Origin of the sequence: Pseudarthrobacter sp. W1I19 (assembly GCF_030817835.1) — a bacterium.
Classification (GTDB): domain Bacteria; phylum Actinomycetota; class Actinomycetes; order Actinomycetales; family Micrococcaceae; genus Arthrobacter.
Window position 1 is genome coordinate 1,367,476 of sequence record NZ_JAUSZR010000001.1, and the last position, 17,583, is coordinate 1,385,058.

A 17,583-nucleotide genomic window follows, 5' to 3' on the forward strand; every position below is an offset into this window, starting at 1 on the left:
GCCCTAGTTCTTCGTGGGGTCGACAATGGAGATCGCGGCCGTGGACGTATCGTCCGGCCCTGCAGCGGCTTCAGCTTTGGTGCCTGGATCCTCCGGGCCCCGGTCGCCGCCGTTGTCCTTCGCGGCCCCGCCGATGACGGCCGCGCCTTCGCTGGCGGCCCCGGCCGGCGGCTCCACCGGAATGGGGGTGACGTGGACCGCCGGCTGGACCGGGGCGGGGACGGGCAGCGGCACCACGGTAACGGGGGGCACCGGACCCGATGGACCGGCGTCGGCCGCCCTGACTACAGCCTCGGGGCCGGCAGCCGGGACAGCGGCAGCGGTACCGCCGACAGCAGGAGCGGCCGCTGCGGGCTGCGGCTCAACACTGATGGGCTGCCCGCCGTACTCTTCGATGTCCCGGGCCAGGGTGGCCAGCATGTCCTCCGCCTCAGAAATCATGCCGCTGTCATCCGAGGCGATACCCTTCACCAGGTACTGGGCCAGGGCGAACTCGGCGGACAGCGCCGCCCGCCGAAGCAGATGGTTGTCAGGGGTATCCCTGCGGCTGGCCGTGTAGGCATCCAACACCGCGTCAACAAAGTCCTGCTCATTGGAGGCAACGAGCCAGGCGAAGTCATCGGCCGGATCGCCAATCCTCAAGTCTGTCCAGCCGGTCACGGCGGTGACTCGCTGGCCTTCCACCAGGAGGTTGTCCTCGTGGAGGTCGCCGTGCACCACGCTGGGGTTGAAGCGCCACAGCGACACGTCTTCGAGGGCATGTTCCCAGCGCAGCAGGAGGGCCGGCGGGATTTTTCCGGTGGTGGCGGCCTGGTCCAGTTCGTTGAGCCGGCGCTGGCGGAACTCGTTGGGGGTGTAGCTGGGCAGGTCGGCATTGCTGACCAGCGAACGGGGAAGGTCATGGATGGCGGCAAGGGCAACACCGATTTCGCGGGCCAGGACATCCGGCCCGGCGGTGAGCTCCTCGACGCTGCGGGTGCTTCCGGCCAGGTGCGAGTAGACAAATGTGCTGAGCGTGCCCAGCCGCACGCTGCCCGCCACAGTGGGCATCAGGAAGGGAAGTTCGGCACGGATGCCCGGAGCAAAGGCGCGCAGCACAAGAAATTCCGTTTCCAGCCTGGCGCTGGCCTCTGCATGCCGGGGCGAGCGGACGCGCCAGCGCTTGCCCTCGGAATCGAGCAGCAGGGCTGAGTCGAAGTCGGCGGGATCATCCGGGGCAGAGCTAACGGCCGTCGGGGTCAGTCCGGGGACTGCCGCGGTTGCTACGGCTGCCAGTTCAATCGGTTTTCTTCTCACTGTTCCACGGTAGATTGCGCGCAGTCCAAGACCCCGGTCCGAGGACGGCGAGTCTTCAGATAGAGTCCAAATCAGGGTAGGACTGGCAGCCGGGAGCGGCAGGCGGCCGCTCCCAAATATCCATTTGTCGGTCCCAGTCAGTACGGTGGACACATGAGCCACGCGGAGTCTGCCACACCGGTCCATCAGGGCAACGCTGCCCGGCTGCCGGCCAACCACCTCATGGACACGGTCCTCCCGGTGCCGCCCGCGCTGGTGGACCGCGGATCGGTGGCACGGGCACAGCCGGGAATGGTGGACGATCTCCTCGCCAGCACAGAAACCTTGGCCGTAGTGCTCGCCGGCAGGCAGGGCCTGATCCGCGATGGTGGGCTGTATCTGCCGAACGCGCGCGAACTGCACGCTGCCCTTGCCGCCGCAGATGCTGCTCCCCAGCCGGCGGTCTACCTGGGCTCAGCCCTGCCGGACTCGGAGCTTCCCACTGGAACCGAGTTGCTGCTGTTCGTCCTGCCGGAGGCAGTTGAACCTGGGACGGCCGGGATTCCGGGAGATGCCGTCTGGGCAGGTTTCCGGGAGGTAGCTGCCGGGCTCACCCCCATGGACACGGCGCTTTTTGTTGAGGCCAGCGCCATCACCAACTGGCACGCCACCCATACGCACTGCCCGCGCTGTGGCACCCCCACGGAGGTCGAGGCAGGGGGATGGGTCCGGCGCTGCCCGGCGGATTCCTCCGAGCACTACCCGCGGACCGATCCTGCCATCATCGTTACCGTCGTAGGCCCGGACGGCCGCCTGCTCCTGGGCGGCGGCGGAGCACGTGATGCAAAGAACTTTTCCACGCTCGCCGGGTTTGTGGAACCGGGGGAGTCCCTGGAACAGGCCGTGGTCCGGGAGATCTACGAAGAAGTCGGGGTCAGGGTAACTGCGTGCCAGTACCTCGGCTCGCAGTCGTGGCCGTTCCCGGCCTCCCTTATGCTTGGATTTACCGCCGTCACCGAAGACGCCGAGGCAACGCCCGACGGCGTGGAGGTCACCAGGGCACGCTGGTTCAGCCGGGAGGAACTCCAGGAAGCCGTGCTCACCGGCGAGATCACCATCTCCAGCCGGCTGTCCATTGCCCGCTCCCTCATCGAGCATTGGTTCGGCGGACGCATTCAGGACCGGGCAGGCGCCTGAAGCATATCTACCCATCAGACTCCAGCACGCGGTAGTCGAGACGAAAAAGCAGCAAAGTGACTACACAGAATTTTGACAGCGCAGCATCGCTGGAGGACCGTATCCTCGGCGGCCTGGATGCCGAACAGCGCGAGGTTGCCAGCACACTGAACGGGCCGCTGTGTGTCCTTGCCGGCGCCGGCACCGGCAAGACCCGGGCCATCACCCACCGCATCGCCTACGGTGTCCACTCAGGGGTCTACACACCCCAGCGGCTCCTGGCCGTAACCTTCACGGCGCGCGCGGCCGCAGAAATGCGCAGCAGGCTGCGCGACCTCGGCGCAGGCAACGTCCAGGCCCGCACATTCCACGCCGCGGCACTGCGCCAGCTGCAGTTCTTCTGGCCGCAGGCCGTTGGCGGAACGCTTCCCAACCTGCTGGACCACAAGGCCCAGATGCTCGCCGAGGCTGCCCGGCGGCTCCGGCTGAGCACGGACAGGGCGTCCATCCGAGATCTTGCCTCGGAAATCGAATGGGCTAAAGTCTCCATGCTGACCCCCGCCAACTACCTCGAAAATGCGCAGGACAGGGGCACTCCCGGCGGCTTCGACCTCACCGCCGTGGCCCGGGTCTTCCAGTCCTACGAGGATGTCAAGACAGACCGCAATGTCATCGACTTCGAAGATGTCCTGCTGATCACCGTGGGCATCCTGCAGGAGGACGAGAAGGTTGCTGCCACCGTGCGGGAGCAGTACCGGCACTTTGTGGTTGATGAGTACCAGGACGTCTCCCCGCTGCAGCAGCGGCTCCTTGAACTCTGGCTGGGCGGCCGGGACGAGCTGTGCGTGGTGGGGGACGCCAGCCAGACCATCTACTCGTTCACAGGTGCTTCGCCGAAGCACCTGCTGGAATTCAAGGCCCGTTATCCGCAGGCCAATGTAGTGAAGCTGATCAGGGATTACCGCTCCACCCCGCAGGTAGTGAAGCTCGCCAACGACCTCCTCGCCGGCAGGCGCAGCGGCGGCCCCGTGGCTGACGCCGCGTGGGCGGCCCCGCTGCAGCTCGTGGCCCAGCGCCCCGCCGGGCCTGCACCGCAGTTCACCGAGTGCTCAGACGACGAAGCGGAAGCCGCCACGGTGGCGCAGAAGATCAAGGCGTTGCTCGACGCCGGCACCCCGGCCAGCGAGGTGGCCGTCCTTTTCCGCACCAATGGACAGTCCGAGGCCTACGAACAGGCCCTCGCCGCTGCCGGCATTGGCTACCAACTGCGCGGGGGAGAGCGCTTCTTTGCCCGCAAGGAAGTGCGCGACGCCATCCTGCAGCTGCGGGCAGCCACCCGTGCCGTCTCCGCTGAGTCTCCGGAACCGCTCGGCCAGCTGGTCCGCGATATCGTGGCCTCGCTCGGCTACACGGATTCGCCGCCCCACAACGGCGGTGCGCTGCGAGAACGCTGGGAGTCCCTGGCGGCACTGGTGGCCCTCGCCGATGAACTCGTCCAGTCGCGGGGTCCGGAGTTCGGGCTGGCTGAATTTGTGAACGAACTCCAGGAACGCTCGCTGGCCCAGCATGCGCCCACGGTGCAGGGCGTCACCCTGGCGTCCCTGCATGCCGCGAAAGGCCTGGAGTGGGACGCGGTATTCCTGGTGGGACTCAGCGAAGGGCTCATGCCCATCTCGTTCGCCGACTCGCCGGAGGCCGTGGATGAGGAGCGCCGGCTTCTCTACGTGGGTATCACCCGGGCCCGCGAACACCTCTCTTTATCCTGGTCCACGGCCCGCACCCCCGGCGGCCGGGCCAACCGCAAGCCCTCCCGGTTCCTGGACGGGCTGCGCCCCGATTCGGTCGCCAGCTCCAGTGCGCGCGGGAAAGGCGCGGCACCGCGCCGCAAGGCCGCCGCCCCCGCGGTGTGCAGGGTTTGCGGCAGCATGCTCAGTACGGGAGCCGAGCGGAAGGTGGGGCGCTGCAACTCCTGCCCGCCGAGCTATGAGGAACAGACGTTCGAGGCCCTGCGGACGTGGCGGCGTGAAACGGCCCTGTCCGCCGACGTACCCGCCTTTGTGGTGTTCACCGACGCCACGCTGACAGCAATTGCCGAAGCAAAACCTTCCTCACTGGAGGAACTTGCCGCGCTTGCCGGTGTGGGCCCGTCCAAGCTGGAACGTTACGGCGAAGACGTCCTCCGGGTCCTGGTTGAAAGCACCTCGCTGTGATCACCACAGAGGGTGCTCCCGTTGAAGTCCGCCGCTCTGCGCGACGCACCAGGACGGTTGCCGCTTTCTGGGAGAACGGGACGGCCGTGGTGGCCATCCCTGCGCGGTTCACGGCCGCCCAGGAACGGGAATGGGTCCAGCGCATGCTGGCCAAGCTGCACAAACAGGGGGAGCGCCGCGCAGCTTCCGGCCGGAAACGCCCGGCCTCGGATGCCGCCCTGGCCGCGCATGCTGCCCAGTTGTCCGAACGGTACCTCGGCGGGCGGTCGAAGCCGGCCTCGGTGCGGTGGGTCAGCAATCAGAACTCGCGCTGGGGTTCGGCCACCCCGGCTGAAGGCACCATCAGGCTTTCGGACAAGCTGCGTCCCATGCCCCAGTGGGTCATCGACTACGTCCTGCTCCATGAGCTCGCCCACCTCCTGGTGGCAGGGCATAACGCGGAGTTCTGGAAGCTTCTGGAGGCCTATCCGGAGACGGCACGGGCGAAGGCCTTCCTGGACGGTGTGTCCTTCGCCATGGCCCGCGGGCTCAAGGACGGCGGAGCACCGGATGTTGCCGGCGCCGCCGGACCCGGGCAGGCGCCCTGGTCCGGCGAAACGTCGTCCGGCGAAACGTGGCCCGGCGAAACCTGGACGGACGACGCCGACTAGGCCGGCTTAGCTTTTCGGCGCACCGTCCGGGCCATCCTGGTCGCCCTGCCCACCTTCGGTGCCGCCGTCGGACCCAGCCTGACCGCCGCCCGCCGCCCCGCCGTCGGACTCTTCGGTCCCGTCGGACGGGGTAGCGTCAAACCCGCCGCTCAGCAGTTTCTGCAGGGCGTCGTCCACTTCGCTGTCACTGGCCTCGGCCAGCTTGCGGCGGCCGCTGAAGCCCTTCGGATCGTCCAGGTCCTCAGCGGTGGGCAGGAGGTCGGGGTGGTGCCAGATGGCGTCGCGGCCTTCGATGCCGCGTTCTTCCTTCAGAGTGGCCCAAAGTGTTGCAGCCTCCCGCAGCCGGCGGGGTCGAAGTTCCAGCCCCACCAAGGCGGCGAAAGCATGCTCTGCAGGCCCACCCGTAGCCCGGCGGCGGCGGACTGTTTCGCGCAGCGCGCCGGCGGAAGGCAGCACCTTGTCCGTGGCTGCGGCGGTCAGTTCGTCCACCCAGCCTTCCACGAGGGCCAGCGCCGTCTCCAGCTTCTCCAGCGCCTGGTCCTGGGCAGGAGTCCGCTGCGGCATAAACACACCCTGCGACAAGGCTTCCTGGATGCCCTCGGGATTGCTGGGGTCCAGGTCCCTGGCCAGTTCTTCAATCCGGGACGTGTCGATGTGGATGCCGCGGGCGTAGGCCTCGATCGCGCCCAACAGGTGGCCCCGGAGCCACGGAACCTGGACGAAGAGCCGTGCGTGGGCAGCTTCCCGGACCGCGAGGAAGAGCCGGATGTCGTTTTCTGGCAGGGACAGCCCTTCGCCGAAGGCGGCGATGTTCACGGGCAGGAGGGCCATTTCAAGGTCGGCAAGGGGTACGCCGATGTCGGTGGAACTGACCACGTCCTGGGAGAGGGCGCCGATGGCCTGTCCAAGCTGCATGCCGAAGATCGCGCCGCCCATGTTCTGGAGCATGGATGATGCCCCGCCCATCATGGATTTCATCTCCTCAGGCATCTGCTCCGTCATGGCGGAGGAGAGCGCATTGGCGATGCTGTTTGCCACCGGCTCGGTGAGCCTCTTCCAGGTGCCCAATGTGGCCTCGACCCACTCTGCGCGGGACCATGCCCGGCCGATCAGGCCGGTGGCGGGAAGATCGGTGACGGGGTCGAGCCACAGCTCAGCGAGCCGCAGCGCCTCGTCCACCTCACGGGACTGCTGTGCGGTGACTGACGGATCGGCACTGGATGCTGCCACCCGCCGGGCATTCTCATGGGCAAGCTGCCAGTTCACGGGCCCCTCGGACGGGGCGCTCATCATGGCCTGCACCTGAGAGAACATCTGGGCCAGCAGGTTGGGGTCGTTAGGAAGGCCGGCTGCCTTGGCCAGTTCGGCGGGGTCGAAATTCTCCATCCCCTTGCCGCCCATCAGGTTTTGCAGCATCTCGGTCAACGGGTCCTTGGGGGTATCGTCGCCGTTGGACGGATTAAGTGGGTTGGAGGTCATGATCCCGCCGATCGTCGGTGTGACTGGTGCTCAACCTTCACGGTACCCCGGTGCCGGTCGACTGTCTGCCGCACTGCGTTGCCGTTCGCTGTAGGCAAAGAACTGCCGCCGCCGGGCACCGCGTAGTGTTGGTTCAGTGACTACAACCCGTGGCGGCCACCCTTCAGAGGACCACGCTGCCGAGCTCCAGCCCGGCCCCTGGCGGGCGGAAAAAGATGAGTACGACGCCGGCAGCGCACCTGAGGGTGCGCCGTCAGGACCGTTGCCACCCGCCGGGACGGGACTGGCTGCACCGGCGCGCCGGCATCCAAAGGTCTCCGCCATGATGGTGGCCGGCATGGCGGCCCTGGGCCTGGGCATTGCCGCGGGAACCTTGCCCGTGCCTTATGTCATTGAATCGCCCGGCCCCACATTCAACACGCTGGGCCAGAGCCAGGGAAGCCCGGTCATCAACGTCACCGGCCGGGAAACCTATCCGGCGGCCGGAAACCTGGACCTGACCACCGTCTATGTCGCTGGCGGCCCCAACGGGCCGGTGAGCATCCTGGGCGCTTTCTCCGCCTGGCTTGACCGTTCCAAAGCGGTCTACCCAGAGGAATTGATTTACCCGGCCGGTACCACCAAGGAGGAGGCCAAGGAGCAGGGAACGGAAGCCATGGCTACCTCTCAAGAAAACGCGGTGGCTTCAGCTTTGAAGGAACTGGACATTCCTTTCGGGCAACGGCTGCAGGCGGCGGGCCTCTCCGACAGTTCCGCCGCGGCCGGGAAGATTGAGCCGGGGGACATCCTCAAAACCATCAACGGCAAGGAGATCACGTCCCTTGCCGTCATCCAGCAGGAACTGGCGGCGGGAAAAGGCGCGCCCGCCACAGTGGTGGTGGAACGGGGCGGCCAGGAAGTCAGCCAGGCCATAACGCCCAAAGACAACGGCGAAGGCCGTTTCATCCTCGGCGTGATGCTTAAATACCAGTTCACCTTCCCCTTCCAGGTACAGATTGCCCTGGACAAAGTGGTCGGCCCCAGCGCGGGCCTCATGTTCTCGCTCGGCATCATCGACACCGTCACCCCGGGCGACCTGACCGGCGGCAAGCACATTGCCGGAACCGGCACCATCACCCCGGACGGAACTGTGGGACCCATCGGCGGCATCGGACAGAAGATGCAGGGGGCCCGGTCCGGGGGAGCCACGCTGTTCCTGGCCCCCGCCGCCAACTGCGGCGAAGTGGTGGGGCATGTTCCGGACGGCCTGCAGGTGATAAAGGTCGGGAACCTGGCGGAGGCGCGGCACGCCGTCGAACTCGCCAGTTCAGGCCAGGACACATCCGGCCTGCCGGCGTGTACAAACAACTAGACTGGGCAGGAACTAAGCTCCACCGCCACTCGTGGCAATTATGACGGCTTAACCAGCGTTTGACCGGTAAGGACGTCGCTCGCACGCACGCTACGCATCATCTGACCGACCAGCTATGAGGTACCGAGTTTGTCCCGACCCGCCAGCACCATGTCCACAGGTAAACCCCCTTCAAGACGCGGCGCGCTGACGCCCACCCTGATCGTTGTTGCCCTGGTGGTTGTGGGCTTCATCTTCTTCGCAAACGTCTGGACCGACGTCCTCTGGTACCGCCAGCTCGGCTTCATCGAAGTGTTCGTCACCGAGAACCTGGCCAGGATCGGCATCTTCCTGGGCGGATTCGCCGTGATGTTCCTGGCAGTCTTCTTCGCCATCCGCATCGCATACCAGTCCCGTCCCGTGTACGCGCCGGACTCGGAAATCCGGGACAACCTCAACCGTTACCAGGCACAGCTGGAACCGGTCCGCCGCGTGGTGATGGTGGGCCTGCCCGTCCTCTTCGGACTGTTCGCCGGCAGCGCCGCCGCCAGCCAGTGGCAGAAGGTCCTCCTCTTCTTCAACCAGGAGCCCTTCGGCGAGCAGGACCCGCAATTTCACCTGGACATCAGCTTCTATCTGATGACCCTGCCGTTCCTCGGCTTCATCACAGGATTTCTGATCAGCGTGGTGGTCATCGCGGGAATCGCCGGAATCCTCACCCACTACCTGTACGGCAGCATCAGGCTCATGGAGCGGGGCATCTTCACCAGCCGTGCCGCCCAGATCCACATTGCCGTCGCGGGTGCTTCCTTCCTGGTCCTCCTGGGCATCAACTTCTGGCTGGACCGTTATTCAGCAGTGCAGAGTAACGGCGGCCGCTGGGCCGGTGCCCTCTACACCGACGTCAACGCCGTCATCCCCACCAAGGCCATCCTCGCGGTGGCAGCGGCGCTGGTTGCCATCCTGTTCATCGTCGCCGCGGTCATCGGCCGCTGGCGCCTGCCCGTCATCGGCACCGCGATGCTGGTCATCACGTCCATCCTGGCCGGCGGTGTCTACCCCTGGGTGATCCAGCAGTTCCAGGTGCGTCCGTCGGAAGAGACACTGGAAAAGGAATTCATCCAGCGCAACATCGACAACACGCGCAAGGCCTACGGCCTCGATGCCATCCAGGTGAACCGCTATGACGCCACCAACACCGCCAGCACCGGAGCCCTGGCGCCGGACGCACAGACCACGGCTAATATCCGGCTGCTGGACCCGAACCTGATCTCGGACGCTTTTTCGCAGCTGGAGCAGTACCGGCCGTATTACCAGTTCCCCGACGCCCTCAACGTGGACCGCTACGAAGTGGACGGCAAGATCCAGGACACCGTGATCGCGGTCCGTGAACTGAATCCCACCAACGTGGCCACCAATCAGCAGGGCTGGCTGAACCAGCACGTGGTGTACACCCACGGCTACGGTGTGGTGGCAGCCAAGGGCAACAAGTTCACTGTGGACGGCAAACCGGACTTCCTGCAGTCGGGCATTCCCTCAACCGGCGTGCTCGGTGATGATTCGACGTACCAGCCCCGGATCTACTTCGGCGAGTCCTCGCCGGAATACTCCATTGTGGGCGGCCCGGACGGTGCCCCGGCCCGTGAGCAGGACAGGCCCTCCGGCCGCGAAGGGGAAGGGGAGACCCAGTACACCTTCGAAGGAAACGGCGGACCCAACGTTGGAACCTTCTTCAACCGGGTGCTGTACTCCATCAAGTTCCAGTCCTCGGACCTGCTGCTCTCGGACGGCGTCAATGCGGAGTCCCAGGTCCTGTATGACCGCAATCCCCGTGAGCGCGTGGAGAAGGTGGCCCCCTACCTGACCGTGGACGGCAACGCCTACCCGGCCGTGGTGGACGGGCGCGTGAAGTGGATCGTGGACGGTTACACCACCAGCCAGTACTACCCGTACTCGCAGCAGGAACAACTCTCCAACGCCACCGAGGATACGCAGACCACGTCGGGACGCGCCGTCGCGCTGCCCAACAGCACGGTCAACTACATCCGCAATTCCGTCAAGGCCACGGTGGATGCCTACGACGGCTCGGTCACCTTGTACGCGTGGGATGACCAGGACCCGCTGCTCAAGTCCTGGCAGAAGGTGTTCCCCTCGTCGCTGAAGCCGTATTCGGAGATGTCGGGCGACGTGATGAGCCACGTCCGGTACCCGGAGGACCTGTTCAAGGTCCAGCGCCAGCTCCTGGGGCAGTACCACGTCACTGATCCATCCAGCTTCTACAAGACCAATGACGCCTGGAGCGTGCCGGCGGATCCCACCGTGGACACCGACGTCAAGCAGCCGCCGTTCTATATGTCGCTGCAGATGCCGGACCAGGACAAGCCCGCCTTCCAGCTGACGTCGTCGTACATTCCACAGATCGTCAACGGAAACGCCCGCAATGTTCTTTACGGCTTCCTTGCTGCCGATTCCGATGCCGGCAACCAGGCCGGCGTGAAGGCCGACAGTTACGGCAAGTTGCGGCTGCTGCAGATCCCGCCGGAGATCCAGGTCCCCGGCCCCGGCCAGGCGCAGAACAAGTTCAACTCCGATCCCACGGTGTCGCAGGCCCTTAACCTGCTCCGCCAGGGCGCATCGGACGTGCTCAACGGCAACCTGCTGACGCTTCCGGTCGGCGGCGGCATCCTCTACGTCCAGCCCGTGTACCTGAAGTCCACCGGTGAGACGTCCTACCCCACGTTGCAGCGCGTCCTGGTGGCCTTCGGCGACAAGGTGGGTTTTGCCCCCACCCTGGACGAGGCACTGAAGCAGCTCTTCGGCGGTGATTCCGGAGCCGCCGCCGGCGACTCGGACAACAACGGCCAGACGCCCGCCGAACCTGGAGCACCTCCAGCTCCGGCAGGAGCGGACGCCAAAGCTGAGTTGAAGGCGGCCCTGGACGAAGCGAACGCTGCGATCAAGGCCGGCCAGTCCGCATTGGCGGGTGGCGACTTCGCCGGCTATGGCGAGGCGCAGAAGCGGCTTTCGGCGGCCTTGGATAAGGCCGTGCAGGCTGAGGCGAAGATCCCCGTGGCCGCACCTGAGGCCACCCCTGCCCCGGCGTCCTCGGCAACTCCGGAAGCCACGCCGTCGCCTTCGCCGAGCAGCTGAGGGACGGGTACTGATTCCGACGACGGCAGCCGGCACCCGCTTCTTTCCGAGCGGGTGCCGGACTGGCGAGACGGAGATCACGCCCTCCCGATTTGGCCTGCTGTTCACCTCCCGGTAAAGTAGTTCTTGCGACGCGGGGTGGAGCAGTTCGGTAGCTCGCTGGGCTCATAACCCAGAGGTCACAGGTTCAAATCCTGTCCCCGCAACTGGAAAAAAGGTCCGGACACTGGAAACAGTGTCCGGACCTTTTGCTTTAACCTCGCGCAGCAGCACCGGCGTCGGACGTCATGATGGAGTGATGGAGCGATGCGCTGAAAGCCGCAGAAGCTGGTGGAGCGTTGTGGGGGAAGCGGCAGGAGGTGCTGGCGCGTCGGGGTGGGGGCCCCGAAAAGGCGGGTGGCAAAACCCACCGCAAAAGTAGGGTAGTGTTGATTCTGCGACGCGGGGTGGAGCAGTTCGGTAGCTCGCTGGGCTCATAACCCAGAGGTCACAGGTTCAAATCCTGTCCCCGCAACTTATGTGAAGACCCCGACCGGCAGACAAGCCGGACGGGGTCTTCTTTTTTCCTTGAAAGCCGGCAGTTCCTAGTATTCTCTTTCGCAGAGCCTCACAGATCGTGAGCACCAAGTCATTCTCGAGAGGAATGTTGCTCGATGTCCACACCCACGAAGAAGCCCGGCACTGTCGCGGGCAAGCGGTCCCGTCTCTACTGGGGTGTGCCCGCCGTCCTCGTGGCGCTGGTCCTGGTGGTGCTGATCGCCAAGTGGCTGGTGGGGCTGCCCGCTGTCGCTTCCTTCGTCACCGACTATCCGGGCCATTCCGAGCTTCCGGCCAGCGCGCCGGAAGGATTTCCGGCCTGGCTGGCGTGGCAGCATTTCCTGAACGCGTTCTTCCTGCTGCTCATCATCCGGACCGGCTGGCAGGTGCGGACCACCACGCGCCCCAGCGGCCACTGGACCCGGAACAACAAGGGCCTCATCAAAACCAAGAACCCGCCCACCAAGATCAGCCTTGAGCTGTGGTTCCACCTCACCCTGGACGCGCTGTGGATCCTGAACGGACTGGTCTTCGCCGTCCTGCTGTTCGCCACGGGTCAGTGGATGCGGATCGTGCCTACCAGCTGGGATGTGTTCCCCAACGCGCTCTCGGCGGCCCTGCAGTACGCGTCGCTGGACTGGCCCACGGAGAACGGCTGGATCAACTACAACGCCCTCCAGCTGCTGGCGTACTTCGTAACGGTGTTCGTCGCCGCCCCGCTGTCCTTCATCACCGGCCTGCGCATGTCCTCGGCGTGGCCCAAGAAGGCAGCCGGCCTCAACAAGGCTTTCCCCATTGAATGGGCACGCGCGGTCCACTTCCCGGTGATGATCTACTTCGTGGCCTTTATCGTGGTGCACGTCTTCCTGGTGCTGGCCACCGGTGCCCTGCGCAACCTCAACCACATGTACGGCGTCCAGGACGGCGACGGTTGGTTCGGCTTCTGGGTATTCCTGGCCTCGGTGGTGGTCATGGTGGCTGCATGGTTCTTGGCCCGTCCCATCTTCCTGCGTCCCATTGCGTCCCTGATGGGCAAGGTCAGCCGCTAAGGCGGGCACCGGCCGCATGCGGCCGACAAGCCTTAGACGGCAGATCAGTGCTTGAGTTTGGCGTAGGCTTCCAGGGCCCGCTCCCGTGACTCTGGCAGCCCCACCAGCGGTCCGGGGTAACCAGGTGCGTCTCCGGCTTTCCACGGTTCGTGGATGGCCTTCCCGTCGAGGTCTGCCAGTTCGGGAATGAAGCGGCGCAGGTAGTGGCCCGCGGAATCAAACTTCTTGCTCTGCGTCACCGGGTTGAAGATCCGGTAGTAGGGGGAGGCGTCCGCTCCCGATCCCGCCACCCACTGCCAGTTTGCCGGGTTGCTGGCGGCGTCCGCGTCCACGAGCGTGTCCCAGAACCACTCCTCGCCGATGCGCCAGTCGGCCAGGAGATTCTTGACCAGGAATGACGCAGCCGCCATCCGCACCCGGTTGTGCATCCAGCCCGTCTGCCACAGCTGGCGCATACCGGCATCAACGAACGGGTATCCGGTGCGGCCCTGCTGCCAGGCCCGCAGCTCGCTTCTGTTCAGCGACTGCCATTCAAACCGGTCAAACTCAGGCCGGTAGTTGCGGGTGGCCAGTTCGGGGTTGGTGTACAAGAGGTGCCAACAGAATTCCCGCCAGCCGAGTTCGGAACGGAAGATCCCGACGTCGGCCGGTATCTTGTGCGGGAACGTGCGCCTGATCTCCTGCCATACCCGAAAGGGACTGACTTCGCCGAAGCGCAGGTGCGGCGAAAGGCGGCTGGTTCCCTCCACACCCGGCACGTTGCGGCCCGTCCCGTAGTCTTCGGCCGGCCCCTCCAGGAAGTCCTCGAGGCGGTGCCTTGCGCCTTCCTCTCCCGGCTCCCACGTTTCGGCCAGGCCGCCGCTCCAGTCAGGGGAGTGCGGCAGGAGGTGCCATGTGCGCAGGTCTTCGGTGATTGGCAGCGCCCCTCCCCGCGCAGTGGCGGGCGGTGGCAACTGCCGGGGCGGTTCGAGGGGCTCGCGGACCTCGGTGCCGGCAAGGCAAGCACGCCAGAAGGGCGTAAAGACCTTGTACGGGCCGCCGGCCCCGGTGCGCACAATCCACGGCTCGAACAGAAGATTTGCCTGGAAGCTCGAGGCCTGGACGCCATTGGTGCCGGCCCACTCCTTGATGGCGGCATCCACTGTCCGCTCCGGCAGTCCGTAACGCCGGTTCCAGAACAGATGGGCCGCCCCGGTCTCGCCCGCAAGACCCTGGATAACTTCTGCAGCTGGTCCCCGGCGAAGGAGGAGCCGGGAGCCGTTGGCCTCCAAAGCTGCGGCCAGGGCTGTAAGGGAATGATGCAGCCACCAGCGCGTTGCTCCACCGAGCGGCCGGATGCCGTCAGACTCCTCGTCCAGGACGTAGACCACCGTCAAGGGCAGGCCAAGCGATGCCGCCTCGGACAGTGCCGGGTTGTCGTCCAGGCGAAGGTCATCGCGCAGCCAGACGAGCGAGGTGGGGTGGGAGGAAGCCATGACCCAACGCTACACATACGGGCAACAGAAAGGCCGGGGCGGCGGCCCCGGCCTTTCATCAGCCCACAGCGTCCCGGCTATCCTCAGCGAGGACGCTCACTGGGACTGTCAGAGCTTGTCGAAATCAGCTTCGTTCACAGTGGATTCAGCGCCTGCAGCGCTGCCTGAACCGATGGCGGGCTTTGAGGTGCCACCGGATTTGAGGGCCGCAAGGCGTGCCTCGATCTCCACCTGCTCGCCGAGGTCCTCCAGCTGGTTGAACTGCGCGTCCAGGCTGGACTCGGTCAGTTCCTGCTGACCGCGGACCCGGGCCTCTTCGCGGCGGATCTTCTCTTCGAAGCGGCCCACCTCGCTGGTGGGGTCCATGATGTCGATGCTCTTGATGGCATCGTGCACCTGCGACTGGGCCGCGGCGGTCTTGGAGCGGGCCACCAGTTCGTTGCGCTTGCTGGTCAGCTGGTTGAGCTTGCCCTTCATCTGGTCCAGGCCGGTCTTGAGCTTGTCCACCACTTCACGCTGGGAGGCGATGGAAGGCTCGGCGCCCTTGGCTTCGTTCTCGGCCGACATCTGGCGCTGCAGTGCCACCTTGGCCAGGTTGTCGAACTTCTCGGCGTCGGACACGTTGCCACTGGCGCGGTACTCGTCCGCCTTGCGGGATGCGGCCAGGGCCTTGTTGCCCCAGTCGCGGGAGTTCTTGACGTCCTCGTTGTAGTCGTCCTCGAGCATCCGAAGGTTGCCGATGGTTTGTGCTACGGCGGACTCCGCCTCAGCGATGTTGTTGGTGTAGTCCCGGACCATCTGGTCCAGCATTTTCTGCGGGTCCTCGGCGTTGTCCAGCAAGGTGTTGATGTTCGCCTTTGCCAGCTGCGCGATACGGCCGAAAATGGACTGTTTAACCATGGTGCTACCTTTCGTCCTGCTCTGTGATGACCACTGAAATCAGTGAACAGTTGTGTGTTCCGTCTGTCGTTCTCAAGCCGTTGTGGTTCGGCCGGACAAAGCCAGGGGAGGGTTTCCAGGGACTAGAAGTCTCCGCCGCCGCCGGAGTCCCCACCCCAGCCGCCGCCCATGTCTCCGCCCCCGAAGTCGCCGCCGCCACCCCAGCCGCCGCCGTCGCCGTGACCGCCGCCCCAGCCGCCACCACCGCCACCATTGAGGATGGAGTTGATCAGGATGCCGCCAAGAATGGCGCCGCCGAGTCCACCGCCGCCACCTCCGCCGAACATTCCGCCCCGGCCGTAGCCCTGGTTGGCGTAGCCGTCGAAGTGGTCAACGTCAGCCTGGGCCAGCTGGGCTGCCTGGGCAGCGAGAGCATGTGCCTGCTGCGCGTAGGTCAGGGCGGTAACGGGATCGGTGCGTGCAATGGACAGCGCGTAGTCCAGGTTCCGCTGCGACTCGGCCAGCCGGGTGCGGGCCTCGGTTCCCACGCCGCCGCGCCGGGCGGTGATGTAGTCGGAGGTGGCACTGATTTGCGCCTGGGCAGACATGATGGTCTGCTGCAGTGATGCTTGCGCCCGGCGTGCCTGCTCCTGCTGGTCGCGGATTCCGCTCAGCGCCTGGTCCAGGGACTGGTGGGCGGTCTCCACCCTTTGCAGGGTAGCGATCGGATCGATCTTCCCGCCCTGGATGTCTGATTTGACCTGGGCCAGCGTCGCTTCGACGCCAGCCACGGGGCCAGCCAGTTCGGGATGGGCGCCGGACTGGATTATGGCACGTGCCTGGGCAAGGTCCTGCGAGGTGTCCGCCACCGCTGACTCCAGCCCGTTGCGGGCCTCGTCAAGGCTCGACGAGACTTTGGAGATGGCATCCAGGAGCACGTTCGTCTGGTGGAGGCTCTCCTCGGCTGCCCGGACGGCCACTGCAGCCATGCTTCCTTCACCCTCACCCAGCTTCTGCTCGGCAGTCGCTGTTGCGTTCTGGACGAAAGCAAGCCGCTCCTTGGCCTGCAGGATGTTGTCCGAGACCTGCGCAAGTGCGCTCTCGGCATACTTGGCCCGCAGCGCGGTGAGGGACTGCTCCGCGCTGGAGATCTTGGCGTCTGCTTCGCGCGCGCCGGCATTCACTCGTGCCAGGGCCTGCGGTGCGTTCTTCTCCAGTTCACGCAGGGAATCGAAGTCGGCCTTCTGCTCCTGCAGCGATGCCAGCGCAGCCTCCGAGCGGCGGATGATTTCGCCCAGCCAGGTGCGCTGCTGCTCTTCAGTATCGGGAATATGATCGTCCAGCTGCTGCTGCAGCTTAAACGACTCCGTCATGTGGGCTTTGGCTTCGTCCAGCGCCTTGGTGAAGTTGCCGACGGCGGAATCGCCGTACTGTGCCTGGGCGAACATCAGTTCCTGCTCGCTGGACTTGATGGCGTCGTCCGCTTCGATGAGCAGCGAACCGCTCTTGCGGCGCAGCTCCTCCACACTGAGGGACGCGAGCGGGTCCACCTGGCCACCCTGCGGGCCGTAGCTTGCGCTGGACGACTGGGCTTCGCCGGCTTTCTTCCGCCGGTTGCGGAAGTAGAGGTAGGCACCTGCACCACCGGCGGCTACTACGCCGGTCCCCACCAAAACAGCGGCGCCGGCACTTCCATCAGAAGGGACGTTGCCGCTTCCCCCTCCCGCAGCGTCACCGATCGCGCCTGCAGCGTTAATGGCAGCCTGGGCATAGTTGTCATTTGCCAGCTGGGGCCCGATGGCCTTGCTCTTGATGTTTTCGACCTGGGCGTTGGTGATCTTGCTGCCGCCCTTGTTCAGGATGTACTGCCGGGTATCGGTAGCCACCGCGAGGATCAGGGCATTCGAACCAAGGTTTGCCTTTTTGGCCACCTCGTCTGTCCAGGCCTCCCGGTCGGCAGGGTTTTCGAATTTCTTGACGGTGACGACGTGAAGCACCATGGCGTGGTCAGTGCCCAGCTTCTTGATGGCTTCCTGCACCTCAGCCGTTTTTCCGCCCAGGACCCCGGCTGAATCCACAACCTTGGTTGAGGGATTCAGAGTGACCGGATCCTCCGCCCAGGCCGCACCGGCGGGTACCGCCAGCAGCCCGGTAAGGCCGATCACGGCGAGAATACGTTTAAACTTTGACCGCATGTGCAACCCTTCAGCACGCCTGACACCGATTCGGGACGAACCGGTCGTCTCAGAATGCAGCAGCGCCCCCACGCATGGTGTAAAGCCGCAGGTCGCTGTGGCAATCATCTTGATTCTATGGTGCACCCCACAGCCCGTCCATTGAGCTGAATATGCCACCAGCGAAACGATGCAGGGC

At 65.4% G+C, this 17,583-nt stretch carries 11 protein-coding genes and 2 tRNA genes; 8 read left to right on the plus strand and 5 right to left on the minus strand.

What is annotated here, in order from left to right; genetic code table 11:
• Positions 1–3 precede the first annotated feature (3 nt).
• A complete protein-coding gene (locus tag QF038_RS06420) occupies positions 4–1,296 on the minus strand; it encodes a macrolide 2'-phosphotransferase (RefSeq protein WP_307609399.1) in 1,293 nt (430 codons plus the stop codon).
• Positions 1,297–1,449: 153 nt separating this feature from the next.
• On the opposite strand from QF038_RS06420, the gene nudC reads away from it, so the two are divergent.
• From nudC to QF038_RS06435, 3 genes are read left to right on the plus strand one after another with little or no spacing between them, the layout of a single operon-like run.
• Positions 1,450–2,472, plus strand: coding sequence for an NAD(+) diphosphatase (gene nudC, locus QF038_RS06425; protein WP_307609400.1), 1,023 nt, complete (start codon positions 1,450–1,452; stop codon positions 2,470–2,472).
• Positions 2,473–2,528: 56 nt separating this feature from the next.
• Entirely contained in the window at positions 2,529–4,661 is a 2,133-nt protein-coding gene (locus QF038_RS06430; RefSeq protein ID WP_307609401.1) for an ATP-dependent DNA helicase UvrD2, read from the plus strand.
• Positions 4,658–5,311: a M48 family metallopeptidase gene (locus QF038_RS06435; protein ID WP_307609402.1), complete on the plus strand. Its 654-nt coding sequence runs from the start codon at positions 4,658–4,660 to the stop codon at positions 5,309–5,311. Before QF038_RS06430 ends, QF038_RS06435 begins: the two co-directional genes overlap by 4 nt.
• Before the next feature lie 6 nt (positions 5,312–5,317).
• Here QF038_RS06435 and QF038_RS06440 read toward each other — a convergent pair whose 3' ends face one another.
• Positions 5,318–6,790 (minus strand): zinc-dependent metalloprotease, encoded by a 1,473-nt coding sequence (locus QF038_RS06440; protein ID WP_307609403.1) that lies wholly within the window; start codon positions 6,788–6,790, stop codon positions 5,318–5,320.
• 136 nt (positions 6,791–6,926) lie between these two features.
• Here QF038_RS06440 and QF038_RS06445 point away from each other — a divergent pair, with 136 nt between their 5' ends.
• From QF038_RS06445 to QF038_RS06465, 5 genes are all read left to right on the plus strand, one after another.
• Positions 6,927–8,141, plus strand: coding sequence for a PDZ domain-containing protein (locus QF038_RS06445; protein WP_373461528.1), 1,215 nt, complete (start codon positions 6,927–6,929; stop codon positions 8,139–8,141).
• 150 nt (positions 8,142–8,291) lie between these two features.
• Entirely contained in the window at positions 8,292–11,270 is a 2,979-nt protein-coding gene (locus tag QF038_RS06450; RefSeq protein WP_307613416.1) for a UPF0182 family protein, read from the plus strand.
• Between the two features lie 132 nt (positions 11,271–11,402).
• A tRNA-Met gene (locus QF038_RS06455) sits at positions 11,403–11,476 on the plus strand.
• A gap of 234 nt (positions 11,477–11,710) precedes the next feature.
• Positions 11,711–11,784 (plus strand) — tRNA-Met (locus QF038_RS06460).
• A 139-nt stretch (positions 11,785–11,923) separates the two neighbouring features.
• Complete coding sequence (locus QF038_RS06465) at positions 11,924–12,856, plus strand: cytochrome b/b6 domain-containing protein (RefSeq protein WP_307609404.1); 933 nt, start codon at positions 11,924–11,926, stop codon at positions 12,854–12,856.
• A 44-nt stretch (positions 12,857–12,900) separates the two neighbouring features.
• Here QF038_RS06465 and QF038_RS06470 read toward each other — a convergent pair whose 3' ends face one another.
• From QF038_RS06470 to QF038_RS06480, 3 genes are all read right to left on the minus strand, one after another.
• Entirely contained in the window at positions 12,901–14,331 is a 1,431-nt protein-coding gene (locus tag QF038_RS06470) for a deoxyribodipyrimidine photo-lyase (protein WP_307609405.1), read from the minus strand.
• Between the two features lie 108 nt (positions 14,332–14,439).
• A complete protein-coding gene (locus QF038_RS06475) occupies positions 14,440–15,231 on the minus strand; it encodes a PspA/IM30 family protein (protein ID WP_142059404.1) in 792 nt (263 codons plus the stop codon).
• A 122-nt stretch (positions 15,232–15,353) separates the two neighbouring features.
• Positions 15,354–17,405 carry a TPM domain-containing protein gene (locus QF038_RS06480; RefSeq protein WP_307609406.1) on the minus strand — a complete coding sequence of 684 codons (2,052 nt, stop codon included), beginning with the start codon at positions 17,403–17,405 and terminating at the stop codon, positions 15,354–15,356.
• Positions 17,406–17,583: the final 178 nt, after the last annotated feature.